The organism is Nitrospira marina (genome assembly GCF_059568365.1).
The window spans coordinates 3,597,917-3,624,440 of sequence record NZ_JCANTH010000001.1 but is presented as its reverse complement, the minus strand read 5'-3'; the positions used below and the strand labels follow the sequence as shown (position 1 = coordinate 3,624,440).

General features: G+C 52.4%; 20 protein-coding genes. 15 read left to right on the top strand and 5 right to left on the bottom strand.

From position 1 onward, the window contains the following. Positions 1–8 precede the first annotated feature (8 nt). Positions 9–1,247, top strand: coding sequence for a bifunctional phosphopantothenoylcysteine decarboxylase/phosphopantothenate--cysteine ligase CoaBC (gene coaBC / locus LX98_RS15430; protein WP_496429751.1), 1,239 nt, complete (start codon positions 9–11; stop codon positions 1,245–1,247). A gap of 423 nt (positions 1,248–1,670) precedes the next feature. On the opposite strand, the gene pyk is transcribed toward coaBC, so the two are convergent. Further along, entirely contained in the window at positions 1,671–3,095 is a 1,425-nt protein-coding gene (gene pyk / locus LX98_RS15425) for a pyruvate kinase (RefSeq protein ID WP_496429750.1), read from the bottom strand. A gap of 482 nt (positions 3,096–3,577) precedes the next feature. Between pyk and LX98_RS15420 the strand changes: the two genes are divergently transcribed. Further along, positions 3,578–5,893 (top strand): 6-phosphofructokinase, encoded by a 2,316-nt coding sequence (locus LX98_RS15420; RefSeq protein WP_496429749.1) that lies wholly within the window; start codon positions 3,578–3,580, stop codon positions 5,891–5,893. Positions 5,894–6,103: 210 nt separating this feature from the next. Here LX98_RS15420 and LX98_RS15415 read toward each other — a convergent pair whose 3' ends face one another. Continuing rightward, a complete protein-coding gene (locus LX98_RS15415; RefSeq protein WP_496429748.1) occupies positions 6,104–7,630 on the bottom strand; it encodes an alkaline phosphatase family protein in 1,527 nt (508 codons plus the stop codon). Between the two features lie 146 nt (positions 7,631–7,776). On the opposite strand from LX98_RS15415, the gene LX98_RS15410 reads away from it, so the two are divergent. Then, positions 7,777–8,871 carry a Gfo/Idh/MocA family oxidoreductase gene (locus LX98_RS15410; RefSeq protein ID WP_496429747.1) on the top strand — a complete coding sequence of 365 codons (1,095 nt, stop codon included), beginning with the start codon at positions 7,777–7,779 and terminating at the stop codon, positions 8,869–8,871. Here LX98_RS15410 and LX98_RS15405 read toward each other — a convergent pair. Beyond that, entirely contained in the window at positions 8,868–10,073 is a 1,206-nt protein-coding gene (locus LX98_RS15405; RefSeq protein ID WP_496429746.1) for a glycosyltransferase, read from the bottom strand. The genes LX98_RS15410 and LX98_RS15405 overlap by 4 nt on opposite strands. 534 nt (positions 10,074–10,607) lie before the next feature. Between LX98_RS15405 and LX98_RS15400 the strand changes: the two genes are divergently transcribed. Beyond that, positions 10,608–11,324 (top strand): hypothetical protein, encoded by a 717-nt coding sequence (locus LX98_RS15400; protein WP_496429745.1) that lies wholly within the window; start codon positions 10,608–10,610, stop codon positions 11,322–11,324. 806 nt (positions 11,325–12,130) lie between these two features. Continuing rightward, on the top strand, positions 12,131–13,036 hold the full coding sequence (locus tag LX98_RS15395) for a serine aminopeptidase domain-containing protein (protein ID WP_496429744.1): 906 nt from the start codon (positions 12,131–12,133) through the stop codon (positions 13,034–13,036). A 37-nt stretch (positions 13,037–13,073) separates the two neighbouring features. On the opposite strand, the gene LX98_RS15390 is transcribed toward LX98_RS15395, so the two are convergent. Then, complete coding sequence (locus LX98_RS15390) at positions 13,074–13,241, bottom strand: hypothetical protein (protein WP_496429743.1); 168 nt, start codon at positions 13,239–13,241, stop codon at positions 13,074–13,076. Between LX98_RS15390 and LX98_RS15385 the strand changes: the two genes are divergently transcribed. The 7 genes from LX98_RS15385 (at position 13,235) to LX98_RS15355 (ending at position 20,922) form a co-directional block, all read left to right on the top strand. Next, positions 13,235–13,978 (top strand): alpha/beta fold hydrolase, encoded by a 744-nt coding sequence (locus LX98_RS15385; RefSeq protein WP_496430619.1) that lies wholly within the window; start codon positions 13,235–13,237, stop codon positions 13,976–13,978. The two genes, LX98_RS15390 and LX98_RS15385, sit on opposite strands and share 7 nt — an antisense overlap. 179 nt (positions 13,979–14,157) lie before the next feature. Next, entirely contained in the window at positions 14,158–14,811 is a 654-nt protein-coding gene (locus LX98_RS15380) for a hypothetical protein (RefSeq protein WP_496429742.1), read from the top strand. A gap of 971 nt (positions 14,812–15,782) precedes the next feature. Next, on the top strand, positions 15,783–16,157 hold the full coding sequence (locus LX98_RS15375; protein ID WP_496429741.1) for a hypothetical protein: 375 nt from the start codon (positions 15,783–15,785) through the stop codon (positions 16,155–16,157). 41 nt (positions 16,158–16,198) lie between these two features. After that, positions 16,199–16,582, top strand: a complete 384-nt coding sequence (locus LX98_RS15370) for a hypothetical protein (protein WP_496429740.1) — start codon at positions 16,199–16,201, stop codon at positions 16,580–16,582. A 435-nt stretch (positions 16,583–17,017) separates the two neighbouring features. After that, positions 17,018–17,326 carry a hypothetical protein gene (locus LX98_RS15365; protein WP_496429739.1) on the top strand — a complete coding sequence of 103 codons (309 nt, stop codon included), beginning with the start codon at positions 17,018–17,020 and terminating at the stop codon, positions 17,324–17,326. A 7-nt stretch (positions 17,327–17,333) separates the two neighbouring features. Then, a complete protein-coding gene (locus LX98_RS15360; protein ID WP_496429738.1) occupies positions 17,334–18,446 on the top strand; it encodes a radical SAM protein in 1,113 nt (370 codons plus the stop codon). A gap of 991 nt (positions 18,447–19,437) precedes the next feature. Then, the gene (locus LX98_RS15355; RefSeq protein ID WP_496429737.1) at positions 19,438–20,922 is read left to right on the top strand and encodes a DUF4403 family protein; all 1,485 of its coding nucleotides are present in this window, start codon (positions 19,438–19,440) and stop codon (positions 20,920–20,922) included. 170 nt (positions 20,923–21,092) lie between these two features. Here LX98_RS15355 and LX98_RS15350 read toward each other — a convergent pair whose 3' ends face one another. Beyond that, on the bottom strand, positions 21,093–21,644 hold the full coding sequence (locus tag LX98_RS15350; RefSeq protein WP_496429736.1) for an OsmC family protein: 552 nt from the start codon (positions 21,642–21,644) through the stop codon (positions 21,093–21,095). Positions 21,645–22,314: 670 nt separating this feature from the next. Between LX98_RS15350 and LX98_RS15345 the strand changes: the two genes are divergently transcribed. The 3 genes from LX98_RS15345 (at position 22,315) to LX98_RS15335 (ending at position 25,352) form a co-directional block, all read left to right on the top strand. Next, entirely contained in the window at positions 22,315–24,057 is a 1,743-nt protein-coding gene (locus LX98_RS15345; RefSeq protein ID WP_496429735.1) for an FG-GAP-like repeat-containing protein, read from the top strand. Between the two features lie 156 nt (positions 24,058–24,213). After that, positions 24,214–24,396 carry a hypothetical protein gene (locus LX98_RS15340; RefSeq protein WP_496430618.1) on the top strand — a complete coding sequence of 61 codons (183 nt, stop codon included), beginning with the start codon at positions 24,214–24,216 and terminating at the stop codon, positions 24,394–24,396. Positions 24,397–24,992: 596 nt separating this feature from the next. Then, positions 24,993–25,352 (top strand): putative periplasmic lipoprotein, encoded by a 360-nt coding sequence (locus LX98_RS15335; RefSeq protein WP_496429734.1) that lies wholly within the window; start codon positions 24,993–24,995, stop codon positions 25,350–25,352. Positions 25,353–26,524: the final 1,172 nt, after the last annotated feature.

Sequence of the window (26,524 nt, the reverse complement as noted above, 5' to 3'; positions counted from 1 at the left end):
TGCAGAAGATGAGCACCGGGTTAGCAGGCAAGCGGATTATTCTGGGAGTGACGGGAAGTATTGCGGCCTATAAGGCGGTCGGACTCCTACGTCTGTTGACACAAGCCGGTGCCAGCGTACATGTGGTCATGACGGATTCAGCCATCCGGTTTATTGCTCCCCTGACATTTGAAGTGCTGTCACAGAATCCGGTGGCAAGTGATGTCTTTGCGGGCCATCAGGACATGAAGCACCTATCCTTAACGGAACAAGCCGATTTGTTGGTCGTGGCTCCCTGTACTGCGAACACGTTAGCCAAATTGGCGCTGGGATTAGCCGACAATTTGCTCGGAACCCTTTCGCTCACCGTTCAATGTCCGGTGATGATTTGTCCGGCGATGGATGGAGAAATGTGGGCTCATCCGGCGGTCCAAGCCCATGCTCAGACCCTCCGTCATCGAGGGGTCGTCCTGGTCGAGCCGGAAGTCGGGGCCTTGGCCTCGGGAGAATGGGGACAGGGGCGTTTAGCTGCGGAGGAAAGCATCATGTCGACCGCGGTTGACCTGTTGCGTCGCCGAACGGATTGGCAAGCGGAGCGTGTCTTGATATCGGCAGGACCTACTCAGGAACCCATTGATCCCGTGCGATTTATCAGTAACGGGTCATCGGGAAAAATGGGGTTTGCCTTGGCCGAGGCAGCCGCCGCACGTGGGGCCGAGGTCGTCTTAGTGACGGGTCCCACCCAGTTAGGGGCTCCGAAGAACGTGACCGTGATTCCGGTAGTTACCGCAGAAGACATGTTACAAGCGCTCACTGCGCGATTTGAATGGGCAACCACGCTCTTGATGACCGCTGCCGTGGGAGATTTTCGCCCCAAACAGGCGCATGCACAGAAGGTAAAAAAGAACCAATGGCAGGGCGAAGGATTGGATTTGGAACGGACCCCGGATATTTTAATGGCACTTTCCGCCCAGCGTACACATCAACGCCTGATTGGCTTTGCGGCTGAAACGGATCATCTTATTGAGCATGGACAGGCCAAGCTTGCCGGCAAACATCTGGATATGCTGATTGTGAATCACGTCGGCGGAGAGCAGTCTGCTTTTGGAAATGATACCAATGAGGTGTATGTGCTCACGCCGGGTGCCGCCCCGCACCATATCCCGCGAATGCCGAAACGACAGCTGGCGGATACGCTCCTAGATCGTATCGTATCCCTTCCGGTTCAGCCTTCCAGGCAGAAGACCCTGTCTTCACCGACGTCATAGTTTGTGCTCACCTGATAGGGTGTCTTCTCACCCTTCTCCATCGAGATGGAACAACGTCTCCAACGCCAAAGAACACCTCTTGTGTGGTGTATGGTCAAATGTCCTAATGGCTTTTTGAGCTAAAATGGCGAGAAGGAGTGCAAAATGAAGCAAGAATCTCAGAGAACAAGAAAAAACTTAACTTTAGGAGCTGATAAGCCGATAAGAATAGTATGGAAGGATTTTTCATCAATATCGTCTTTTTCGCCTGGCTTATTTCCATGATTCTTCTGGCTATCCGAAGAATCTAGCTCCTCTCCCCCGGCCCGGTTCAGATAAAAGTATCGGCTTTTCTTTGAAGCCTTCCCAAAAGGAACGTGTCAGTGAGGGGACCATCTGAATCGAAATTCCTGACAGGTGGTTGGGGTGACTAAATGGCCTGCCTTAGGGAATGGCTCGGATTTGAATCCCATCGACCCGCTCTTGAGCCAACACGTCTGAGATAATCACGACCTTGTCTCCTATTTGAAAATGTTCACGGGTTTTTAAAATCCGAAATGCGGTTTGTAACGTTTTCTCCGGGTCTGAACTAAAGTCGATCCGAAAGGGGTAGACGCCTCTATTGAGCGTCATCGTTCGACGGGATTGACTCCCGTTCGTGAAAGCATAAATGTTCGTGGAAAAGGGACGACAATTCGAGACCAAATCCGCCATGATACCTCGTCGGGTGATCACGACAATCCCTTTGGCGTGTAGTCCTTCCGCGAGTTGGACTGCAGCGGTAGCTAATTGTTGTTTTTCTGTCGTCAGCTTTAACTGTTTCGCAAACTGCAACCCTGGAATGGCTTCGGTTTTGATGGAGATTTTTCGCAGATACTCGATGCATTTCAATGGATATTTTCCGACCGTGGTTTCTCCGGATAACATCACTCCGTCGACTTCCTCATAAATGGCATTCGCTACGTCCGTGACCTCGGCACGCGTGGGGATGGGATTATGGATCATCGATTCCAGGAGATGGGTTGCCACGATCACGCGCTTGCCGGATTCCGCGCAGAGTCGCACAATTCTGCGCTGCACATTCGGCAGATCCTCCAGGTTGATTTCTGCCCCCAAATCTCCGCGAGCCACCATAATGCCATCCGATTCCCGGATAATATCCTCCAGATTGCGAACCCCTTCCTGATCTTCAATTTTGGCAATAATTTTCACCCTCCCCACTTTGGGCCCCATCAACTGTTTCAATTGTTGGATATCCTTCGCTTCCCGAACAAAGGACAGAGCAATGAAATCCACATCGGCGGCTAAACCAAAGGCAATATCCTTTTCGTCCTTTTGCGTAATCGCCGGGAGATTGACGCGGATCCCAGGTAAATTGACATGGCGTTTGCTTTTCAAGACCCCCCCATCAAGGACCCGGCACTGCATGAGGCGATCCTGTTTTTCAAGGACTTCAAAATTGATCAACCCATTATCCACGGTAATCTTATCTCCGACATTCACGGATTCCATTAAATCGGCATAGTTGATGTGAATGGAGCTTTCTTCCACATCCATCGGCCCCCGTGCAGAAATCGAGACGATCGTGCCTTCCTGGAGATTGAGATCTATTGATAAATCTCCTGTCCGGATTTCAGGGCCCTGGGTATCTAAGAGAATCGGAATAGGAAAGGGGACCTTGGTATTGAGCGTCTTAATGTGTTTGATCACTTTGGCATGGGATTCGTGGGTGCCATGGGACATATTCAACCGCACGATGTTCATGCCGGCGTCGTACATTTTGCGCAACATTTCATACGATTCGGTCACCGGTCCGATCGTGCAGATGATTTTGGTCTTTTGCATGAATGGTTCCCTATCAGCTTTCAATACTCGTCAATTGTGAATTTGATTCCATCATCCTCCAATTCGTCAGAACCCTATGGCACTCGTGCCTACTGTGAGAGCGGCATCAGACGCAGGCATCCAAGGAGATGGGGAGGCCCAACTCCTGTTTGAGATTCATAGGATTGGAGGTACTCGTGTTGATGGAATGCTGTTTGGCGCAGAAAATATCCCACCTCCCTGTGGGTTCTCATGAAGTGTAGCCCACTTTAGCGTCAAACTCTAGCAGGGTCGATCACTGACCAGGGTCGGTCGGTGTGGGGGTTCTCCATACCTGTTGAGTGAAAAAAGGGGACCTTTTCCACCACCGTGAGAACCTATATGCATAGAATGATCGTATCGGCAGGAGACAGATTAGACGTCTATGGCGAGGACTTGTGTTGTCGATCAGGTGGGATAATATTATGATGATGGGACAAGATTTATATGAGATCAAGAATCGCTGAAGGATTGGAAGAGGTGAATAGATGAAAGCGGAAGCCGAGACTCTGGAATTTGTCACAATTAATGGGCTGCTAACCTATGGCGAGGTCATTGCCAGGCGACCGCCGGTAGAGGGAGCAGAGCCTCATCCCCCGTTAGCTTCCTTGGAAGATCGTCCGCAACGCGTGTTGGAGGCCATGGCCGCCCTACGACTGTTTGTCCGGGATGCCCAAAAAGGGTTTGCCAATGCTGCGGCCTACAGAGGGGCAAGGCAGGCGCTGATTCAGCAGGCCTGCGGTGGAGATGAGTTGGTGTTTTTCGCGGCATGGAATCAACTGCTCGCTCAGGGCGAGCTTTCTCCGTTATTCCGGGCACCAATCGGGGCTACGAATAAACCCATCCGACGTCGACCGGTGGCGATCGTCCCGCGCGAGCATATGACGCCCAATCTGGCTGAGGGTCGGATTGTCCTCGATATCGGCGATGACCGCTATTGGTTGATGCCGAGGGATTTAAGTGCCCGCACGCTGTTTTTCACGATGCGGCACGGCGTCTCCCGGATGGATAGTAAGAAGTTCCGTGTGGGGCGACGGTTGAAGAATGTCCTTGATGCCGAGCGGGGAATTCCCAAGGCTGACGCCATCGGAACCGCCCTGGTCCGGACCTTGGGCCTGGTCGGAAAACAACTGGATTTCCTTCAGCTCGACAACTACCTGGATGCGAAATCATTTGTTCATATGGTGAGTCAAAGCCCCAATACCCGACAGCTTTTTGAACGGGTCGTCTCCATCCTGTCTCCCGAGAATGCCGGGACCACCGAGCCCATCACGGAATGGGCATTGGAATCACAAGACTTTGGATGGGCCACCGGTATTGAGAAAACAATTGAGATTGAAGAAGCCGCCAAAGCCTTTGGGGTCGACACGAAGACGGCCCAACGTCTGATTAAGCATCCGCTGTACAGTTATCCGGGAGGCCACTCCTTCTTTGAACTGTATGTGGAGTTGGTCGATGGGTTCCATCAATTAGGCCAGAGTCACCAGGGAAAAGTGCTGTGTTTATATACGCACAGCTCAACTCTACGAGCGCTCTTAATTTTTCTCGACCCCCGGCCGTTCAATGAGGCCTTTTCCGAATTTGGAGCCTATAAGGAAGGACAGGACAACGTCGTCCTCCTCACCTATGAGCATGGGCAATTATCGGGCTACTCCACGGCGGTCGGTCTTTCTGAACGTGAACGAGCCGTCCGCGAGGCCTGGATGAGCGTGGAACAGAGCCGCCGGGAGAAGGTGACACTGAAGCCACGGCAAATTCGGCGGATTGTCGCTCTGGTCTCCGGTGGGGATTTTGCCGGAGCCGGTGCAGCGTTGAAGGAACTCCGTGTGACAGGGAATCGATTAGGCCTGGAAGTCTATTTCGTCCAACACGGATTTCTGGGTTTGGCAAATAATTGGATTGAGTTGGTGACGGAACAGGACACACGTGGCATGAGCAATCATGCCAGCAGCCCGATTGGCAGTAGCCGGTTTGAAGATTTTAAAGATGAGGAGGTCCAACTAGCCGCCATTCATCATCTCAAGCCATTCATGAAGGATGGGGCGCTCATCGTGATGGGAGGTGATGGAAGTATGCGTGGGGCTCGCGCCATCTATGAACGGTTCGGCATCCAGGTCGTGGGGATTCCCGGTTCGATCGACGACAATATCGCCGGGACCACTTCACTCGGGGTCCAATCGGCTGTCGCCCTGGCCAACCAATCCATCGAGTCGCTGAAAGCAACCAGCGCGGCCATGGGCAGTGTGTTTTTTGTGGAGGTCATGGGGGCAGGATCCGGGCACCTGGCGCTTATGTGTGCCTACCAGGCACGAGCTGAAGGCCTGTTGGTCAATGAACATCCTGATCCGAATGCCTATATTGAGGAGGTGGTTCTGGGCACGCTGAAACAGACGTTGGGCGTCCGGAACAAAAGCCATATTATTATCGTGGCCGAACGCACCCCGCACCAGTATCATCCTGAAGGGGGAGTCCATGGCCTGGTGGATTATTTCGGGAATAGGATTTCCCAATGGACGCATTTGCAAACCCGATCCGGGCACTACCCTCTTTCGGTGGCGACCAAGGCCACCATTCTTGGCCATACCCTGCGAGGCGCCTTCCCGACTCCCGTCGACAAAACCATGGCCCAACTCTTCGCCTACGAGGCCATCCGGCGGTTGATCGAACAACCGGAACAAGTCATCGGCTGCATGTTAGCCTACCGCGATCCAGGAACCATTCAGCCCATTCCTCTGCATGCCGTGGCACCCAAGCCTTTTGATTGGGAACTCTTCGCGCGCATGCACGGAACCGAATTGGTTTAGCGAAAGAGGTTGTTCTGTCTAAGAGTTCATCCGTGGGATTTGAAACCACTTTTCGATGGAAGTTGATGTCACCAATGGCCTGCAGCTCGTCTGATGTACCGGTGCTGACGACCGCCGATCATGGGAGCGCTCCTGCTGCCATTGATGAAGGGATCGGATGTATGGCGAGGGTCGTGACTCTTTTATTCCAAGCCGGAAGGCGGTAGGCACCTAGGCGAGTATGTCCGAAGCAACGGTGCCCTGCATGGACTCGGGAACCATCTGGCCCATCAGGCGCAGACAGGTCGGTGCGACATCAAGCACGGACAACTTGAGAATTTGTCCCTGGGTGGTAATGCCTGGTCCAGCGGCTGCGAAAAATCCACAGAGGTTGTGTCGGGTGTCCCGATTAAAGAACATGTCTTTCTGTTCGAGGATTGTGCGTGGATGTTCGATGCGCCGTTTCGGGTAGGGTGTGGGTGCCCAGTCGAAGAAGATATCCGGCAGAGATTCATGCGGTCCGGTATTGTAGTGATCGACTGTGCGGGCAATATACCTGATTGCAGGCCTGCCGGTTTCCGGATCGATCAGACGCTTCAGGTCCGTTTCGATTCGTTCCAACAATTGTCGATACTCCGGGCCTGGCTCAACGACGCCCTGCGGTTCCCGACCGCGAAGATTGACGCGCAGGAATCCGAGAAAATAGGCCGGGATCGGGAACACAGTAGTTGCTGACCAGTCAGTACCCCCGAGCCATTCCCGGGACAGCATTCGGCCATGAAAGGCGTCCGGCAGGATGTCGCTGATGGCTCGTTGCCAGGATTGCGGTATCATGCGCCGGGCTAGTCGAGGAATTCCGGGCCATGAGTTCGAATGCTGTTGCATCCGGTGGTAGCCGAGTTGGCGGCAGAATGCCTGCGTCAGTTCGAGGTTGGGGTAGTCCTCCTGTAACCCCATATTCGACACGACGACGGCCGTGCTATTCTTGGGTAATTGTTCAAGCAGGTCACCAAATACCTTGTCGATCGCTTGATAGACATCGCGCGTCGCATGCGTCAGGCGACCTCCACTGTTCACAGGCACGCTGGATCGATCGGAATACTTCCAGAATTGATGACCAGCAATGTGGGATTCGTGAAACCCGAGGACAACCAGATCAAATCGATCACGGGACAGCAGATGATGACAGATAGCCGCTTTCTGTTCGATCTGCTTCAACAGGCCCTTGTAGATGTGTACATCCTCATCCAACGTGCTTCCGACTTGTTCTTCCACACCGAGGGGCGATCCGAATCGGCTCTTCAAATCAGCGAACAGCGACGCCGGGACCGAATACCCCGCGAAGCGTGCGTTGTGTGGTGCCCAGTTGGCTACCTGTACGCCGGCCACTCCTGCTGTACAATGCGTTTCCGGCACATCGACGACGGCAACTCGCATTCCTGTAGGGCGCAAGTGTCCCCAGAAGGGCACTGCGCTGTCGACCCGCTGGTTGGAGAGTTCCAGCTCATAGGTGCCCGGCTTGAGCGGACGCCAGTAGTAATATCCGTGTTGGGCCCGCGACAGGCCGGAAAACAGGGAGACCCAGATCCCGTTTTCGCTGATAAGCTCGGGGCCAGTGAGTCGGCTTTGCACCCCACCGTCAAGCAATCCCTTAATAGTTGGCAGGTGCCCCTCATCAGCCCATTGCTCGATCAACCCGGCGTCGCCGGCGTCCAATGCGAGGACTACGAGTGGTCCGTGTTCAGGTTGCCGGTTCATGCGTAATGCCCCATAGATCCCAGGAGGGATAGACTAATCGTATTGAAGAAAGCATTGATGATAGCAGCAGCAATCCCAAAAATACTAACGCGAGCGTCGTTAGTCAAAGGATTAGGGATAACGGACGATTTCGATAGAAAGGCATTATGTCTATCGGTGTAGGTGTGATCGGGTACTCGGGAGTTGCGTCACGGCTTCACCTTCCCGCGCTGAGACGTCTGCCGGGTGCCCGGGTGACGGCTATCGCCGGCACAACGCGCGAAGCTCTTACTGCAGTTGCCGACCGCTATGCCATTCCCGCCCGATACCACGACTACCGGGATCTATTACACGATCCAGCGGTCGATGCGGTTGCCATCTGCGTTCCACCGGAACTGCACGAAGTCATCGGGCTGGCAGCCATGGCAGCCAACAAGCACGTGTTCATGGAGAAGCCGATGGCCCTTTCGCTGGAGCAATGTGCCCGTTTGGTACAAGCGGCTGAATCCTCTCCCGTGACGACCTCGGTCGGGTTCCACCTTCGTTGGCATCGACTGGTTCGTGAGGCGCAGGAGTGGATTGCCGATGGCCGGCTTGGCACGGTCGAGTTGCTCCGCACGGTGTTTACCAGTGGTATTCGCTGGCGTGCGAAGCTGCCAGTGTGGCGTACCCGCAGACATGCAGGCGGTGGCGTTCTCATCGAATCGGGCGTTCACTACTATGACCTCTGGCGCTTCCTCACGGGGAGTGAGGTTGATGTTGTACACGTCATGAGCCGTTCCGCCGAACATGATGATGTCACCGCAGTGGTGACCGCGCGTCTGCAGAACGGCATATTGGCGACCGCGGGTTTTTGCCAGGGCACGGTTGATAATCTGGAGATTGACATCTATGGGTCCGCCGGCCGGTTGCGGATCTCCGGATATGCACTAGACGGACTGGTCTTTGATCCGACGGGGCACAAGGGGTTAAAAAAAATATGGCCGAAGGCGCAGTCGGTGCCTGGTCGATTGCTGCGTGCGGCACGAGCGATTTCTTTAGGAGGGTATTATGCTCACGCGTACCGTGATCAGTGGATTGGCTTTCTAAACGCTATTGAAAGGGGAAAACCGGCAGGTGCGAGTTTTGTTGATGGTCGGGAGGCAACGCGGGTGGCCCTTGCGGTGACTCAGTCGGCCAGTGCACGCCGACCGGTTTGCCTTGCCGATTGTGCCGATGCGATCGCACCAGTCCTGGAGAACGGGAACGTCACCGAATATTAATGGCGGGTACGGGTTTTCGATTTTGCGGGTCGGTTCCTGGTCAGCTGTTCATAGATGGCCACGAAACGATCGAGAAATAGGCTCTGGTCGAACGCCTTGAGCGCGAAGCAACGGGCGGCGAGTCCGAGAGATTCGGCGTAATCCCGATTGCTGACAATTTTTAGTAGCGCCATGCCGAGGGTTGCAGGGTCCTCGGGAGGTACGAGAAGTCCTGTGTGTTCATGCTTCACATACTCAGTGAAGCCGCCGCTTCCGCTTACGACGACCGCTGTGCCTCGCATCATCGCTTCAGCCGCTGCGTTTCCGAATGCCTCCGCGCCGCGCGAGGGTACGACTTGTACCCAGGCGGCATCAAAACGGCGTTCGATTATCTCGCGTGGCTGGTGTCCGAGAAAGTCGATTTTCCCGCCAAGCTGTTTTGCGATCTCCCGCAATCGGCGACTCTCCGGTCCCTCCCCAGCAATGAGAAGCTGCGTTTGTGGCAGAGACTGAATGACGAGCTTGAAAGCATCGAGCAGGACATCGACTCCCTTCTCGTGCGCCAAGCGACCCGAGAACGCGATGGTCGGCGGATCCTCTAGCGGCCGCCGCCGTATACGTGACACTACGCCATTGTGGATCACCTCAACGGGGGTGTTGCCGGATACTTCCAGCCATCTTGCAACTGATCGGCTGTTCGCGACGACCACATCAAATACGTCTCGCCAGTAGCGCCACAGGCGAAGTTGTGTCATCAGGAGCGGCCAGGCAACGAGGGGCACACAACCGTTTTGATAGCAGACGGAGCCGGCTGGTTCATTGCATCCCCTCCCATCGGGCAAGACTCTTGATCCAATCGGACAAACTGTTCGGTACCACCCGTCGTGATAGATGGCAGGAATGTCCCGCAACAACGGCAGAATTAATGGCGACAATTGAGAAAGAAATAATCGCACGTGCACGACGTCGGGTGTAAATTCTGCCAATGCGCGACGCAGACTGAAGAAGGCCGACGGGTTGCCGCACCAAAGCGCCGCGCGCAAGGGTGAGGCTGTCCCAAAACAGTGGTAGTTGGCCAGATCGTTGCGCCCATTGGTATGCGCGCGGCTAGAAAATAGGCGAACGTCGTGGCCACGTGCTTGCAAACCGTCGCGCAGTGCCAGCGTGACGATTTCGTTGCCGCCTCTCGGTACGCTGTAATCGCTAATCAACAGAATCTTCATATCCAGAGTGATAACCTGTTCTCCGTGGATAATCAAATTCTATGATAAGCTAGCAGACGTATCAGCTACCACCACTACTGCGCACAAACCTTCAAAACACCGCTGCCGAATCCAAAGAGCCCATGATCTGTCAATCGGAGCTTGCATTCAACTTATAAAGTGCAACGTGAGCTCTTGGTCGAGCGGGGCAACTCCGATAACATTGTCGGTATTCCCTTGTTACTTGTATAAAAATTTGGCTGTTTCAAACACAGGAGAGTGTGTGACCACACGGGGTTGATCCCTTAACGAGGTCTTTGGTACTTTCCGGTTCAGTTAACACAGCCTTTTATCATTCCTATTCCTGGCCGGAGAGATGGAGGACCGTTTATGGGACGATTCGGGATTGCTGTCGGACTGCTGATCTGCTTGGGCCTTGTGGGGTGTGCCTCGACTGCGCCTCCGAACTTGACGGACACCGGGTTTTCGATACCGTTTTCTGGACCGGAACCCTATGAGTACTTGGCCCCCACGCAAGCCACAGACCCAAGTCAGATGAACGTACCGATCGGGCTACCGCGCGCCGATGAGATTGCGCGGTGGTTGGGTCTGAAGAGGGAGCATGTTCTCACCGACGAGCAGTTTCGCGACTTCATCACGGGCAGGGGAAACCAGGGCAGCAAGGAGGGCGCAGCTTTGGCGGACAGGAGCGTCCAAATCTTCACCAACACGAATGGGCGCCCGCTGACTTCTGATGTCAACGGCGTCCCAACGCAAACGGTGCTCGCCAGCTACGGCCTCTTCGTGAACAAAGATGGTCTGCTGATGAGTTTGGCCAATCAAATCGCACCGACGCGAATAGCGAATGTCTTGTTAACGCCGGCCGCTGCCTGCCCTGAGAAGCCCCTGTGTGGCTATATCAATACCTGGTTCCTCGCCAATGACGCGAAGGATTCCTTGGCCCAGCTTTACAGTTCGGCCTATACGGCGGAAGCCTTGTATGGTAATCACGCGCAACAGATCTCGGATCCGTGGCAACTTGTGCCCAACACCAAAGACGGCGTGAGCACGACGGTTGGAATGTCAATGGCACCTGCTCTCTGGCTGACCAACTTCGCCTTGCTCTACACCCTGAAACCAGAAATTGCGGCGAAGATGCCCGCCTACTGGACACCGATCCCCACCGCTGTGGCCAAGGCAATTCTGGCGACCGAGAAGACTGGCTTTGTCCGGTACAGCGAGTATGCGTCCTACTTTCCATCGTCGAATTGATGCGAGCGTCAGAGCCGGATCGCTCTGCGGATCCACACCGCCACCATTCCTCCGGAGACGATCTAGGCGAATGACCGTGGGCTCAGGGCCTTTTATCATTCTTATTTCTCCGCAGTAAACAGGGATTTTAAAGCGACCATCAGCGCCCGAGTAATGAAGTCCCGACAAGAGACCCGCCGTCCCCACGCGACGGGCCAGGAGACTTGAGCATGGCGAGCAAGCGATATGCGGCCGACCCTGAGCGCTATGAGTTTCAATTCATTTCTCTGGGTATTGCAGACGCGGGTGTGAGTGGGGTCACTTGTCAGCCTGTGCCCTACGCTGTTTCATCGAGCCCGTATCGTCAACCTTCTCATCCGGCCTCCCGGTCCTTTCAACTCCGGCCTCTGCGAATACATCCTCAAACAGGTTTTTCCTACAAGTTGAGACAGAGGCGATGGTAGAGCCACACGGCGTGGCTGGAATTTCTGAAGGAAAGCGATAGTGTTCGTAGCTGATTGGCTTGGATTTCATGCCGCCCGGTCTTGCAAGCACGAGCTAAGGCGACAATACCGAATGGTGAGCGTAGGTATGCCGGTATCAGAGAGAAGGTATGAAGCTGGAAAACGAGTCAGCGAAACCGGTGGTGTTTGGAAATGATGCCACAACGTCAGTTAAAGCCCACCCTCCAATCCTCAAAAAATCCGTTCCCGTGACTTCCAGAAAAGTCCCATTCGTTTTTTTGATGAAAGTCATGGTCAGGGCATTCAGGTTTTGGTAACGTGAAAAACAATACAGACGGACATCGCAGTATTGAGGGGTGCAACATGAAGGTCGATAGTTGGTCTGGAACCATCATTTCCATTCCTTTCCACAACCACATAATTGATGGGCTGTATTATCATCTTGTCACACACGATGAACATGTCCGGAACAAGCCTGTCCTACTGAGGCTCCATGGACTCTTAGGGAATCTCCTGGATGAAACCGAGCATGATCTTCCGTACATCCTGGCGAAGTATGGGTATTCCTCCATTACCATCAATACCATCATGGCCAACCTGGGCCTATTTTTTGGATTTGGTATTTTCGACGATGCGATGCCTCAAATCCATGCTGCGTGTACCTATCTTCGACAGATGGGCTTTCGGAAAATTATTCTTGCAGGACATGGGTTGGGAGGAGCCATGGCGATTCGCTATGGCGCGCTGCAACAGCAACAATTCCCATCTCCTGCCATTCAAGGAATTATTGCCATTGCCACAGCGTATTCTTTACCCGACACGATCCGGAAACGATGGACACGATTCGGCAGTCAGCCTTCCTACCAGGAAGTCTATGAAAAGGCCAAACCACTGTATGATCCAAATTCAGGGCACGATCGACCCGATGATGAAACCATTGTCGTCAAACGGGCGCATGGTCCAACACTCCGACCGGAGCATTCAGAAATCTATACGTTGAGAACCTGGTGGGCCTTAGCAGGACCTGAAGCCGATGGTCCCAAAGCCTACCAACACATAGGGGGTATCAAGGTGCCGGTCCTGTTAGTTCACGGGAGATATGATGAGATGATCGACCCACAGGAGTGTGACGCACTGCGAAATGTGGCTAAAACAGCAGGCAACCCGGATGTGACCATGCTCCAGCTTGAAGCCGGGCATGATCTTTCTGGAAAGCATGAGGAACTCGGACAAGAGGTAGTGAAATGGATTCAGGAACGATTTGAATAATGGTTGCCTTTTACGGGACTGTTCAAAAATCCAGTCACTAAAGATTCCGATGATCCACCCTCACCAAAGACTGTTCCGGCTTCGAACACACGATGGCTTTTTGATGAGTGGGCATCTGGTCATCAAAGAAGATAATCTTGATACGAACACCCTCAAGAACCCAATTGTCATTGAAGTGCATGGTCTGTTGGGAACTTTCTGGCACGAGGAACTCCTCGCCTTCTTCCTCAGGCGCTCCGGGAGCGGGATATTTCGTCGTTTTCCATTAACACCAGGCTGGCATTCGCCGGGCAGATAAACGGAAGAGGGATTTTCGATGAGACGATCCATGATATAGACGCAGCAGTGGACTTCCTGACTCAAGAAGGGTTTCATCATATTTTCATCTTAGGCTATAGCCTTGGTGCCAGTATGGTCCTGCACTGGGCCGGGAATCGCCACGTTCCCAATGTCAAAGGGCTCATTCTTGAGGGGACGCATTATGCCATCCCCGATACACAGAAAAAGCGATTGGCCAAATGGGAAAGTACTCCTAGCTATGAGGAATTGTATGCCCGGGCCAAGTCTATTCTAGGCGAGAATCCCTCTCACAGTGATCATGACGAAATGGTGGTGATCTACCAAGCCCGAGGTCCAAGCCGGAGCCCATTGCACGATGAAATTTTTACCTATAAAACGTGGTGGCACATGATGGGACCGGAGGCGCATTCTGCCATGGCATACAAACAGATAAGCCGAGTCACATTGCCCATGCTGCTGATTCGGGGAGAAAATGATCCTCTCATCGAGGCGTGGGAAGCCGAAGCATTACAACGGTTTGCACAAGAGGCAGGGAATACCTTCGTGTCTATCAAAGACATTCCTCGCGCGGGGCATGATTGCATGGAAAACCCGGACGCGATGCTACAAGAAATCCTTAACCTACTCAGACCCTCCCGTTGACTGACCGCCCTCCCGTATGGACAAGTTCAGAGCCTCTGCACCAATAGTAAGCCATACAAGATTCGTCACCCCTGCTTCTTAAACTGTTCGTGGGCAACTCACACTCGATTGCTCTCGTTGCCAGGGTAGTTGATTTTTAAGATGGAAAGAGTAGAGTAGCGCAATCTCCCGGTCAGGACATGGGAGGCGAACGGACTTCACCCACCACAAAGAGAGTCATCATGGCCACGAAAAAACCATCCAAGAGACCTGCGAAACCGACCGAGCCTGAACCATTCAACAAACGCAAGGTGAATCCCGCCAAATTTCCATCAGACCTGCCATTGAAGGATCTCAAGGAGTTGTTCCAACCGGTCACCGGCTGGCGCAATGTCGGCTTTTTTGTTTTTCCAATAGAGACATTGAGCCCGGCCAAGACCATCGGGCGTGGACGCACCAATTTGACTCTCATCAGGCCGACCATCGTTCAGGTGGATGCGACCACGCCGTATGCCGGATTCGATCGTCGGGAGTCGCCCAATCGGGATCCCGCCGTGTCCGTGCACTTTGAGCCGAAAGCCTACGGGATTACAGCCGTCTCGACTTACGTCATGGTGTTCTCGATTGAGGTCATTGGACAGTCATCGACGTTCGACCTATCCGGGTACGCCGGAGGCGGCACGGTGGCGAACAGCGGGTCGCGGACGCTCAGCGGCCAGACGACGGTGTCGCTGGTGCTCAGGAACGTGCCGCCATCGGCACAGGTCTGGGGAGCCATCACGCAGACGGCGGGCGGGCAATGGAACTGGTACACCGTGCAGGCTCGCTATCCGGCGCTGGTCGTGAAAGCTTAGATGCTTTCAGCCCCGGCTTGAGTACATAATTCCAAGCGATAGCTATGGAATGATTCAGGACGATCGCGGGTCTTGGAAATCAGGGGGTGAGGAAGGTGCCGAGGCATATCGTGACTTGCCCTTAAGCTGATGCGGCCTCACACATTCCTCGATACCCGGATAATTTTGTGCCTTTTGCTCCACCTGAATTGACGTGAACCGTCCCTAACACGATCGGGGGTGTTAACTGATTCTTATTGTTTCTGGATGAAGGCATGTAAAATGCGTGCGGTCACCCGGTGGTTTCGGGGAATGGGCTGGCCATGTTCAGCGGAAGGACCTGGCGAGATGTTCACATCCAGCCACTGCCCCCCATCACGATTGCCGTGAGGTACACATAACCGGCCGTGATGCCAAGGCTTACAGTCAATCCCAGTATAAATGTGCTCATTGATCACTCCTTTCTCCTGGTTCTCTTCTACGCTGGTAGGTCTTAAATATCCAGGTGTTTGATCACAACCATGTTGGTGATGCCGACGAGGGAGAGCTTCAAAACCTACAACCTTCGCAAGGCATCAACTTAACCTACGACATCTTGACCGGATCGGTGGAAGAAGGGTCCTGAGGACGCTTCCCCTTCAGCATCACGATCATGCCAATAATCCCCAAAATAATAGAAAGTATCCCGAAGAGTTCCATGACCTCCTCCTTGTTCTATGTTTAACTAATAAGGACAACGGGTATTGCCCTGCAAGGGCCTTTTACCGTTTACAATTACATGATATCCGGTGAGAGAAAGGGGGAGGTCGGGTTTGTCGAAGATTTTTGAAAGTAAAAATCCAAAAACCTCAAGATGAGACGAGGGCCGTGAGATGAATAGTGTTGGGACGTCTGCATATACCGCTCATTCAGCTCTGCTCAGGTATTGTCCTTCAATGCCAAAGGAGTGATAATATAAGGCTTCTTCCAGTTGTCCTTAACCAGAACTGAAGATGAAACCTTTTTCTTCTCTTGCCATCCTCAGCCTTGCGATCGTGTTTGCTACGCCAACGTTCGCCGAACCCTATTCGCCATCCTGTGAGATTGTATTAGAAAGGGTTGAAACAGCCCGGAAAACGCTCCTTCCATTTCGTCGGACCATGGAAATGTTAAGAGCCCACCAATCCGGCGCATATGGTGAAGCGGAGGCTTGTGTTGCCGGGAGCCGGGGTGGTGGGGATACATCCGTCTTTTGTTCTCAGTCGCAATGGCACAGCCCGAAACCCGACACGATCGCGTTGGCGGCCATAGACCAATACCGGCAGGAGAGAAAAACGTTTGAAGAATTATTTCAACAGGCCAGGCAGATCTGTCTGCGTGAGCCCTAACCCCACGCGAGGGTCGTGAACGTTCTATCCGGAGTCAATCTGTGATGGTCAAATCCTTGTATGGTATCGGTCTCCCTCTTCTGCTTTTCCTCGCTTGGACGTGTCCTGCCGGCAGCGAACCGTATTCTCCTTCCTGTGGCCTCGCAATGGAAAAAGTGATCAAGGCTCGAAAGAATCTCAGTGCCTATCAACGGACATTACAATCAGCCAGGAGCCGGGAGCGCTTAGCCTATGCAGACTTAGCGGTGTGTGCACGAGGTGGAATCTTTAGCGTGGGACGAGCTGTTGCTTGCAACCAGGCCTCCTGGAAGGCCCCGGCACGAACGAAGGAATTGATTGAAGCCGAAGAAGGCTATCGACAGGCAAGACATGAATTTGAGAAGTCCTTTGAATACGCTGAGAACTCCTGCCTCTTATCCCCGTAAATTCCCACTGATCTCTACTCCTTTCTTCTTAACTCTAGAAAACAATCACGCTGATCGGCATTTTCTCTAGCGGAATTGTGCTGAGCGTCTTTGATGTAGATGCGCTGCGTGTGTTCCACCCTGGAGATTCCGGCGGCATGCCCGACTGATGCGGGCCTGACTTTGCCGTAAGCCGAGGGCGAGGGCTTGTAGATTGTTCTTGTCCTTCATGAGATACGAATGTTTTTTGTGATCGAAATGCCGGCAACATTTTTCCATTCATCACGTCCCAAAGAATATACATGCAGCTGTGCACCGCGTATGTGAATGTGTGTGATCGATATTTTGATTCACTGATATTCTTGCCGTTTAAATTAAAAAGTTGTAAGGTTTCAAAACTGCTATTGTTCATTTCAATGTTTTGGGCATGAACCAACCAACACAAGGAGGTATCTGATGGCTGTTCCAAGGAAGCGCGTGTCTTCAAAGGTAAAGTTGGCAGGACGTGGTTCTGCAAAATTAAGTCAGGCAGCGGGAACGATTAAGAAAAAATTAAGGGGTGTGAAAATCATTGATTGGCATGAAGTTGGCCAACCGGGGCCCGATGTGATTTTCGGCACCGTCCAGGCGAACATCGGTAACTTCAGGTCTCATGTCGCCACGTTGACAAAGTTGAAAGAGTTGCGCGATCTGAACATCCTCATTCATGGCCAACCACCACGGCCTGAGGTCGTCCAGGTGAATTTCACACTCGGACGAGGATAGATGATTCATGCAGGGACCGGCTGGTAAATATCCCGCATTGCAAGTCCACCCCGGCAGACGCTGTAACCTGCAGTGTCTGCATTGTTATTCGGATTCCGGGCCGGACGTCTCCGAGCAAGTGGATATCGATACGCTGCGGACAGTTGTGGTTGATGCAGCCACGCTCGGGTACGTGGTCATGTCGGTGTCGGGCGGGGAACCTCTGTTGTATTCGGCGCTAGGGGAACTGCTTCGCGTATCGCATGAGGCGGGATTGGCCACCACGGTCACCACGAACGGCATGTTGCTCGATCAACGCCATCTGGACATCTTACAGGCTGATTGCGATCTCATCGCAATCAGCCTTGATGGCGTGGCCGAATCGCATAACATCATGCGAAATTCTCCCCGCGCATTCGATGACATGTGCGCCAAACTTGAGGGCTTGCGGGCATCCGGCATTCGATTCGGGTTTATCTTTACCCTCACGTTTCACAACGTTCACGAGTTGGAGTGGGTCGCAGAATTTGCGGTTGAACAAGGCGCCAAATTGTTGCAACTCCATCCGCTCGAACCCGTCGGCCGCGCCGTGTATACGCTTGACGGTTCCTTGCCCGATGCAGAGGAAAATGCGGCAGCCGTGGTCGAAGCCGTTCGGATCCGGGAACAATACAAAGATGTCATCGATGTTCAGATCGATCTCGCCACGATCCCCGCATTGCTCGAGCATCCGACTCGCGTCTTTGTGCGGGAAGCGGAGGTGTGTGGCGAGCAGACCGTGGCCGACATCATCGCCCCGTTGGTCATTGAAAGCAGTGGAGCGGTCTCACCTCTCCAGTACGGATTCCCGCGCGCCTGGTCGTGGGGAAATACCAAAAATGCGCGATTGCCGGAATTGGCGTCGTCGTGGCTATCTCGCGATTACGCCGCGTTCCTCGCCCTATGCCGGTTTGTGTACGAACAGGCGGTGACCAATGAAGATGAACCCGTCTTGAACTGGTATCAACATATCCAAGCCGCGGCCTCACGTTTTTCGCCACGGCAGATTCGCGACATCATGAGCCAGGCAGGTGATACCGGGACCTGTGACCGTCTGCGGACGATGGCCTCAGAAGATCCTGTCGGTCATGCCTCTCGTTAAAGGGCGAACCTGGCTCGACGACATTCCGCCGCCCTTGGGCCATTGCGTAATCCTGCCTCAGAACACCGTCAATATCTGACGAATCCATTCCGAAGGATCTGGCTGTGTGCCTCTGCTTTTCATCCTGAGAAACGAAGGATCTGAGCCTAACCCAACCAGGCCATGACTCAGCCAGATGCTTCGCGCTGCTCAGCATGACAATTCTGTGGAGGGTGTTTCCCACATCGTTTTCTTGCCATCCTCAAACGTTTAAGGAACTCATCAGGATTCATCGGTTCAGAATGCTGAGCGCTGTGGGGCGTAGAACCCTGTATTTTGTATGATCCATTATTCCTCCAGGTTCTCTCATCCAATAATTGGCCTGACTTTCCTAATCTTGTTGGGCATTTCTAAGAATACTTCGAGGCAGATACTCCAGATCGACACAGCATCATGCGTTTAATTTCCAGATTCTATCAGGTGCGCCCAAATGTAGGCAGGCGACGGTACAGCAGAGAAAAAGCCCGTCTGAGTTGAGGTGATAGGGGCAGGGTCAGCTGTTCAATGAAAAATTCCTGCCACTTTTTCTCTCTCACAGAAGGGAGGTGTTTGTCCCTTTTCAATAAAAAAATAAATCCGTCGTTTTCCCATCAGCGCCCTCTCACCCTTGGTATTTCAATCGTGCCTTAGTGGATACTCAACTGTTCGTTGCATCCCAAACCCGGTATGAGCGGCCTCCTCCATATTCTCCATTGAGTTGAATATTTCCTTCCCCACCTGCATGTCTTTTATCCATCGCCTTTCTTTATTGAACTTGATATTTAAAGATTGAAGAAATAGGCAGATGTCGGATAGGCAGGTCAGTTCAAATTTCAGTGAAACACAGTACAACACAAAGGAGAGAATGCCCGATACCCAAGACCATTTGCTGGTAGGCCAGTGGACATCCAAGTTTTTGTCAGAAATTTACTTATTACTATGTTAACGGGTTGTGATACCCAAGGAGTACACCATGAGGACCTGGAAAAGATGCATTGCATTACTACCCTTTCTGTTGGTCGCGGTCGCGTGTAGCCATACGATACCGCCATACACGGCCAAACCGGTTCCGCCACAGCAATTTACCCCACCGACCCCCGACGCGATTGAGGTGCCCGAGATTCAACTTCCTGACTCAGCGCTTCCCGTTACGCTTGTCCTTGATCTGACCCCCCTGGAGCAGACATTGCAGGCGTCCATGCCGGAACACTTCAGCGAAGCCTTTCATCCGTTACAGAATGATTACAGGTGGGATTTCGTCAGAGAAGCAGAGCCCCAAGTCACCATTCAGGATGGCTTGGTGACTATCCATTCCACCTACAGAGGGGATATTGAGGCCAACACCGCCTCCCGCGGCTGTCGTTTAGATCCCGTCTTTCCCATCCTCCATACCACCGGGAAACTTGAGTTGGAACAAGAAGGTAATGCGCTCGTCCTGCGCCTCAAAAGCCCTCAAATAGACATCGATCTCAAACCTGAGAGCGAGAGTAAGTGCAACATGTTCAATATTCCAGTCAAGGATCAACTGGCGGAGCTCCTGAATACCCCCATGCTCGTCGAGAACATGACACGGGCCGTGGAAGAAAGCGGGTACCTGGTTCCTTTGGAACAGGTCTGGACGAAGTTACAAGCGCCGGTGGCCGTAAATGTGGTGAAGTTCAACACCCAGGCCTGCATCTATGGGAAACCCACAGAAATGGCCATCGGAACCCTGAAGGGTACCGTGCAGCGGACGACTATTCCTATCGTCGTCAACGAAACCCCGACGGCGACTTTTGAAAATTCGTGCGCCAAGCCAACCGCCGAAGTCATGAAAATCACCTCCGGCGCCGCCCTCCTTGAGGGGAAGCCGTATAAAGTCTTAGCCTCCGTGAGCGTGCCATATTCCGAGGTAAATCGAGAGCTGCAGGAGAGGCTGGTGCACCAACCCGTAAAAGACCCCAACGTCGACATGGTCATCAACAAAGCCACGGCGTCAGACTCCGGGGGGAAGGCACTGTTCACCATCAACACCACAGGAGATCTTAATGGCACGATCTATTATTGGGGAACGCCGCAGCTGGAAGGCGAGGGGTCTGTGATGACGATGTCTGACCTTCAGATGGCCAGCGAATCGAAAACTATGTTGGAAGATATCAAGGTGGGGTATTGGAAGATCATCGACCAACAATTACGAGATAAATTACAAACAGCAACACGGGTTGATCTGTCCGACCGAATTGCAAAGATGAAATCCGCGATCACAGGCACACATGCAAGCGGCGACGTGACCAGGGAAATAACGATAGCGCAGCAGCAACCGCAACGCGCCTATTCTATCCCTGGGGCGCTTGTGGCTGATATTCTGTTAGAAGGAAGCGCCAATTTGACCGCGCCAGTGGCACTGGAAGCCCGCAGCACTCAGGGACAGACGCCGGATAAGATTTCCATTTTCTCTCAGCCCTCTACCCAGAGGTAAGAGGGCCTCGCCTAGCTTTTGCGCCAGCCGAATGCGTAATTCTATTCGGCTGGCGCACCTCCGGATTTTTGAGTCTGCTAATCAATCGGGAAGGAGATCAGTTCTTGCCATCCTGGATCAGCCGAATTCGTTTCCTGTCAATTCCTTCCATATGTTTCTCTTTCGACGGTTTACTTTCTCTCGATATTCACCTGAACATTGGTGCCATGAGAGGTCATATCAAACACCGGTGAGAGTTTACTCAACGCCTTGAGCTTCTCAATGTTCTCCGCATCGGTTTTGACCTTAAAGTTGACGCGAATATTCTCGAACCCGCTCCTGACCTTATTCGAGAGGCCTAGGAATCCCCTGATATCCAGGTCACCCTCGAGTTCCGATTCCAATTCCTCAATTTTAATGCCCCGGACGGCAGCATGATACACCAAGGTGGTCGTCAGGCATCCCGCCAACGCATGTAACAGGTGCTCAACGGGATTCGCACCGGTATCATGCCCGGCCAAAATGGCGGGTTCATCAGCATTCAGGGTGAATGGATCGTCGTGGGGAATTTCCTGCTTTGCCGCATAAAAGCTTGAGACCTTCGATTGATTTTGTCCACACGTACTCCAGGTGTTTTTGATGTGAAACCTGCATTCACCCAGTTTGGCATCACTCTCCACGTTTTTTACCAGCTCGTTCACCGCTGCGACATTGACACCATTAAGGATTTGCGCGTCAGCCATGGCCATTCACCTCCATGAATACGTCAACCTATGATGAATAAAATGATATATGTGACAACCTTGAGATAGACCGCCCACATGCCGTGATCTCTTTTCTCAATAGTGTTTGGGGGATTTTACTCTTTCCTATTTAAAAAGGGTATGGCCCAGTAAATACCTCCCCACCCGTTTCCGGACAAGGAGGGATCGGTATAGGAGCAAAAGTTCGCAGGGTTGGGCAGGTGGATTACAGCCAAGCCGAAAGTCTTTGGGACATCACTGTTTCAACTTCCTGTTGGAAGCTTCATTTGGGTTTGGCTCTCGCTCTTGAACAATTAGCAGACTAAAGAGAAGCCATAACCCAATCAAAACCAGCTTTTACCAGACAAGTCCTCTTCTCAATTGGCTTTTCGCGACCTTCTTCCAACACCATTCCTCTCCCGTAATGTTGTTCAAACTTCTCAATTGCCGGCAGTGAAATACCGCTCGTAAAAATTAAACCAATGACGTTTGTGGAGGGTCGGAGTCACTCACCATCCTACCCACATTCGTTTCCCCCCAAAGACAGTGGGTCTCCACCCTCCTTTTGTAGGAGTTGCCAATTAAGTGGAATAAAGTACAGTAACGATACGATTCCTTGGTCAGAAGACGGTGAAAATTGTTTTTCCAGAGAAAGGGAAAGGCAACAATAATGAACAGAACCGTTGTACACATTTTGTGTGGTCTCACCATCGTTAGCAGTGTGCTTAGTTCAGTAGAGATAACGGAAGCCCAGATCGCTCACCTTGATCCTTCCAATCAGGCTCCTATGGTGGATGCCGGGCCCAATCAAACCATTGGCTTATTTCATAATACGGCCCCTTTAGATGGGACCGTGACCGATGACGGGCTGCCAGGTGGAACAGTGACTACCACGTGGATCAAAGTGAGCGGGCCGGGAACTGTGACGTTTGGCAATGCTGCGGCCGTGGATACCACAGCCAGCTTCAGTCTCTCGGGCACATATGTCTTACGGCTCACGGCAGACGATGGTGCCCTCAGCACGAATGCCCAAGTCACCATCACCTATAATGATGTTTCTTTAGTCCAAGTCCCCGATTCGCGAGGGATCTGGACCGGTTTGCTCACCCGAACTCTGTCTAACTGTGCCAATCCTGCGAACAATAAATCGAAATCTGCTACCATTCCAATTATCTTAGTTATGCAAACCCAGGAGGGAGCAGCTTTTACGAGTGAGGGGGCTTTCCAATTAGATCTGGTGGAGGGGGCCTTTGTGGTTAACCTGTTGCTTCGGAATTCCGTGAATCCGGATGGCGTATTTGCAGGCAGAGGGTCTTTTGAACTCAAACGAGTCAGCGATAATGCTGCGGGTGGAAGCGGAGCGGTTAATTTGACGGGCACCCTGTCCGGGAATCATCTCACGTTCACCCGGTTTGAGGGACCCATTGGGGGAAATGGCTGTCGTTTCACCGCCACCGCTTCTTTAAACCGCAGCAGGGCGGCTATTCCCTACCCCCTTGGCCTTCCCTTCAACAATCCTCATGATTTTGATAGAGATAGCAAAGCGGACCTTCTTTGGCAGAACATAGTGACTGGGACCGTGGTCATCTGGGAGATGAATGGCAGCGCGGTTAATGGTTTTGGATACCCAGGGAAGGTCCCAGCGCCATGGAAAATTATGGGCATTGGAGATGTGAATGGGGATGGCCAAGCGGATGTGGTATGGCAAAATCAGAATTCCCAAACTGTGGCTGTTTGGTTTATGGAAACGGTATCGCCTGTGTCTGTAGGTTTTCCTGGTTCGGTATCACCTGAATGGAAATTGAAGGCTGTCGGAGATCTCAATGGTGATACGAAAGCGGATCTGATTTGGGTGAATACGAATACCGGTCAGGTAGGCATCTGGTTAATGAATGGTCATGCCATTTCCAATTCGCGCGTATTAAAACCAGTTGCGGGAGACTGGGCAAGGTGGCAGTTGAAGGGTGTCGGAGATGTGGATGCCAATGGGAAGGGAGATGTGATCTGGCATAATTCGAGCACGGGACAAGTTGCCGTTTGGCTAATGGATGGCACCACCATCGTCTCAATGGGATTTCCTGGGGGTGCCCCCACGGGTTGGGAAATGGCCGGTTTCGGGGATTTGGATGGGTATGGGACAACAGACATCGTTTGGCGCAATACCGTCAATGGAGCGGTGGCCGTCTGGTTCATGAATGGCGGCACCATTGGTTCAGTTGGCTCTCTGGGCGGAGTGCCGTTAGCGTGGCACATTGTTCAGGTGTCTGATGGAAATGCTGGCGAGAAAGACGATGTAGTCTGGCAGCATGACAATGGGACGGTTGCCGTTTGGCTAATGAATGGGACAGCAATCGAGTCCGTGGGATTTGCTGGCGGGGTGGGGTCAGGATGGAAGATTCAACCTCAGAATTAAAACTCACGCATTTGCCGTGTGTGAGCATCAGTCCGGCAAGTGCCACAATGAACCTGACTTCCCTCATCTAATTGCATCTGAAAGGAAGGATATTCTTACGAAAAGTAAGCAAGCTATGCATCAACCGAAGCATTTGGTAAATAAAAATTAACTTTAATCGATACATTGACTGCAGCAAATAATATAGTAAAAGGTTGGGGTAACCAATATTCATTTTGTAATGATCCAAAGGGCTTTCAGAATCTTGATAGAACCTTTGATGATTACTCGGAGTGCATGTTTTGGAAAAGGATAGTAAATATGACCCTATTGTCAAAAAGGGAAATTAAAAAAATTTAGTAACTAAGATGTCACAACCTGATTTAAGGAGATAAATTTTCCTCTGAATATCCCTGATAGCTACGGTGTCCATTATTGAATTGGACCTTGGCACAAACACAGAATAAGTCCGACCCTAGGTTTCTCTAGTCTGATTCTTCCCCCAATCCCCTCAGATCGAATGGCTTTGCGAAACGGGTTCGACTGATCCAGGATAAGTTTTTCCCTCACCATGGAAAGCCCCTTCCGCCATATTCGAGACGTGGGCTTAAAATGGTATGCTCAACTGAGCTGGCCGATAAAGAATTGGGAGTAAAATAAGCTGAACCAGCACACTGGAATTTGTCGGTCACCAGCCAGTGGGGTTGCTTCTCCCTGCCAGCCTGCCACGGGTTCGATTGTCCATCGCCAACTAATAACCCGTAGGATGATTTGGTTGAAGAATGAAGGGTCGATTGTTATTGTATCTTGTAAACCATTTGATCTGCGCGACACCTTTACGGATCGGTCAATTGATTGCAGAATAATCAGCACTACCGATGCTCGATCTCCCAATCATGAAGGAAAAGAATAGCGTGCAATCTGAGTCGTTTCGTGCAAGGCGCTTGGGAAGACAAATGAAATATCTTTTACCACTGGCCGCGTTCATTCTCCTTGCCGGATGCGCAACCCTTAATGAGGAAGGCTACGGCTTTATTTTTCTTTCCAGTGATTTCGGCAATCCGTGTACACAGAATCAAGGGGATATCCCACGGGTATACGATAACGGGTCTAATAACCCGATCGATGTTAGCGTTCAAGTCATTAATACTGCCAACGTCAATCTCTTTATCGATGGAACCGGCTTTGTTATCCCCCCCACCGGGCCCCAAGACCGACCGCGTGCCATGCGCCGTACCCTTCAGCCAGGCGAATCATTTGGTATCAAGGCCCAAGGAGCTGATTGCGGGTGGATTGCCATAGTACATCCGCATTAACGGTAATAGGGGAATTATTAACCTAGCAGCTTGCAAAGGAAATGGGGCGTATTCACAGAGTCGGTATCTCATCCGGTAGGCGCTGAAATGCCTGAGACCGCGAAAAACGGGAATTGTCCCATGCAACAAATGTAGCTTCTCGGTTGGGTCTCCAACACACCAGTCCGTCAACCCCCCAGAACCTTGACAGAACCGTGCCGCGTGTGAGGCTACCGTATATCCGGGAAATCTCCGGAGTAGCGGGTGATGCTCGACCTATTCTTTTATCCTTTCGAAAAACAGACTGTACAGCATGACAATAGGGCGGGAAAAATAGGATCATTCAGAATGTATGGGTCCGGTCTTACAGCTTGAGGATGTTTATCGGGAGTCAATCTTGGGTTTACTAATTAGAACGCGCGCTGATGAGAACGCATTGCCCTGGTGGCTCCAACTCTCGTATCAACGTGATGTTTTGTGTTGCCGGGTTTCGCCCCGGCAGACGAGCCACTTTTGTTTCGGCAAAAGTGGCCAAAACCATTGACGCCCCGTCTGGCTTCAAAAGAGGGGTGGGACGCAAATTTGTGGAGGGCGGCCCAACTCGCCGGGCTCAAACAAGGTCCGCCAGGGGATGAGAGCGTCCCTCCTTGGGCCAGCCGGCAGGCGTCACCGCAGCGGCGAGGAGGACACACGGATAAAGATGCCTTTGGAAAGGAATCGGAATCCCTATCGTACGAACGTGTTGTGATGAGAACGCATTGCATTGGTGACTCCAACTCTCGTGTCAACGAGATGTTCTGTGTTGCCGGGTTTCGCCCCGGCAGCGAGGTTTTGCCTGATGCGTCTCGGAGAGCGCGACCTTTGTTGTGGAGGCAAAATTGGCCAAAACCATTGACGCCCCGTCTGACCTCATAAGAGGGGACGGACGCAAACTTGCGGAGGGCGGCCCAACTCGCCGGGCTCAAACAAGGTCCGCCAGGGGATGAGAGCGTCCCTCCCTTGGCCAGCCGGAAGGCGTCACCGCAGCGGCGAGGAGGACACACGGATAAAGATGCCTTTGGAAATGAATTGGAATCACTATCGTACGAACGTGTTGTGTTGAGAGCGTCCTTCCTTTGGGACAGACGGCAGGCGTCGGAGCAGGGGAGACAAATCTTTCAGCGATACACATGAAAGAGCGAGGACGCCTATAT

Coding starts and splice junctions, on each gene's coding strand:
- LX98_RS15420 (WP_496429749.1), top strand. CDS start 3,578: ATGAAAGCGGAAGCCGAGACTCTGGAATTTGTCACAATTAATGGGCTG.
- LX98_RS15405 (WP_496429746.1), bottom strand. CDS start 10,073: ATGAAGATTCTGTTGATTAGCGATTACAGCGTACCGAGAGGCGGCAAC.
- coaBC (WP_496429751.1), top strand. CDS start 9: ATGAGCACCGGGTTAGCAGGCAAGCGGATTATTCTGGGAGTGACGGGA.
- LX98_RS15365 (WP_496429739.1), top strand. CDS start 17,018: ATGGCTGTTCCAAGGAAGCGCGTGTCTTCAAAGGTAAAGTTGGCAGGA.
- LX98_RS15400 (WP_496429745.1), top strand. CDS start 10,608: ATGAACGTACCGATCGGGCTACCGCGCGCCGATGAGATTGCGCGGTGG.
- LX98_RS15395 (WP_496429744.1), top strand. CDS start 12,131: ATGAAGGTCGATAGTTGGTCTGGAACCATCATTTCCATTCCTTTCCAC.
- LX98_RS15345 (WP_496429735.1), top strand. CDS start 22,315: ATGAACAGAACCGTTGTACACATTTTGTGTGGTCTCACCATCGTTAGC.
- LX98_RS15335 (WP_496429734.1), top strand. CDS start 24,993: ATGAAATATCTTTTACCACTGGCCGCGTTCATTCTCCTTGCCGGATGC.
- LX98_RS15355 (WP_496429737.1), top strand. CDS start 19,438: ATGAGGACCTGGAAAAGATGCATTGCATTACTACCCTTTCTGTTGGTC.
- LX98_RS15360 (WP_496429738.1), top strand. CDS start 17,334: ATGCAGGGACCGGCTGGTAAATATCCCGCATTGCAAGTCCACCCCGGC.
- LX98_RS15410 (WP_496429747.1), top strand. CDS start 7,777: ATGTCTATCGGTGTAGGTGTGATCGGGTACTCGGGAGTTGCGTCACGG.
- LX98_RS15380 (WP_496429742.1), top strand. CDS start 14,158: ATGGGAGGCGAACGGACTTCACCCACCACAAAGAGAGTCATCATGGCC.
- LX98_RS15375 (WP_496429741.1), top strand. CDS start 15,783: ATGAAACCTTTTTCTTCTCTTGCCATCCTCAGCCTTGCGATCGTGTTT.
- LX98_RS15415 (WP_496429748.1), bottom strand. CDS start 7,630: ATGAACCGGCAACCTGAACACGGACCACTCGTAGTCCTCGCATTGGAC.
- LX98_RS15350 (WP_496429736.1), bottom strand. CDS start 21,644: ATGGCTGACGCGCAAATCCTTAATGGTGTCAATGTCGCAGCGGTGAAC.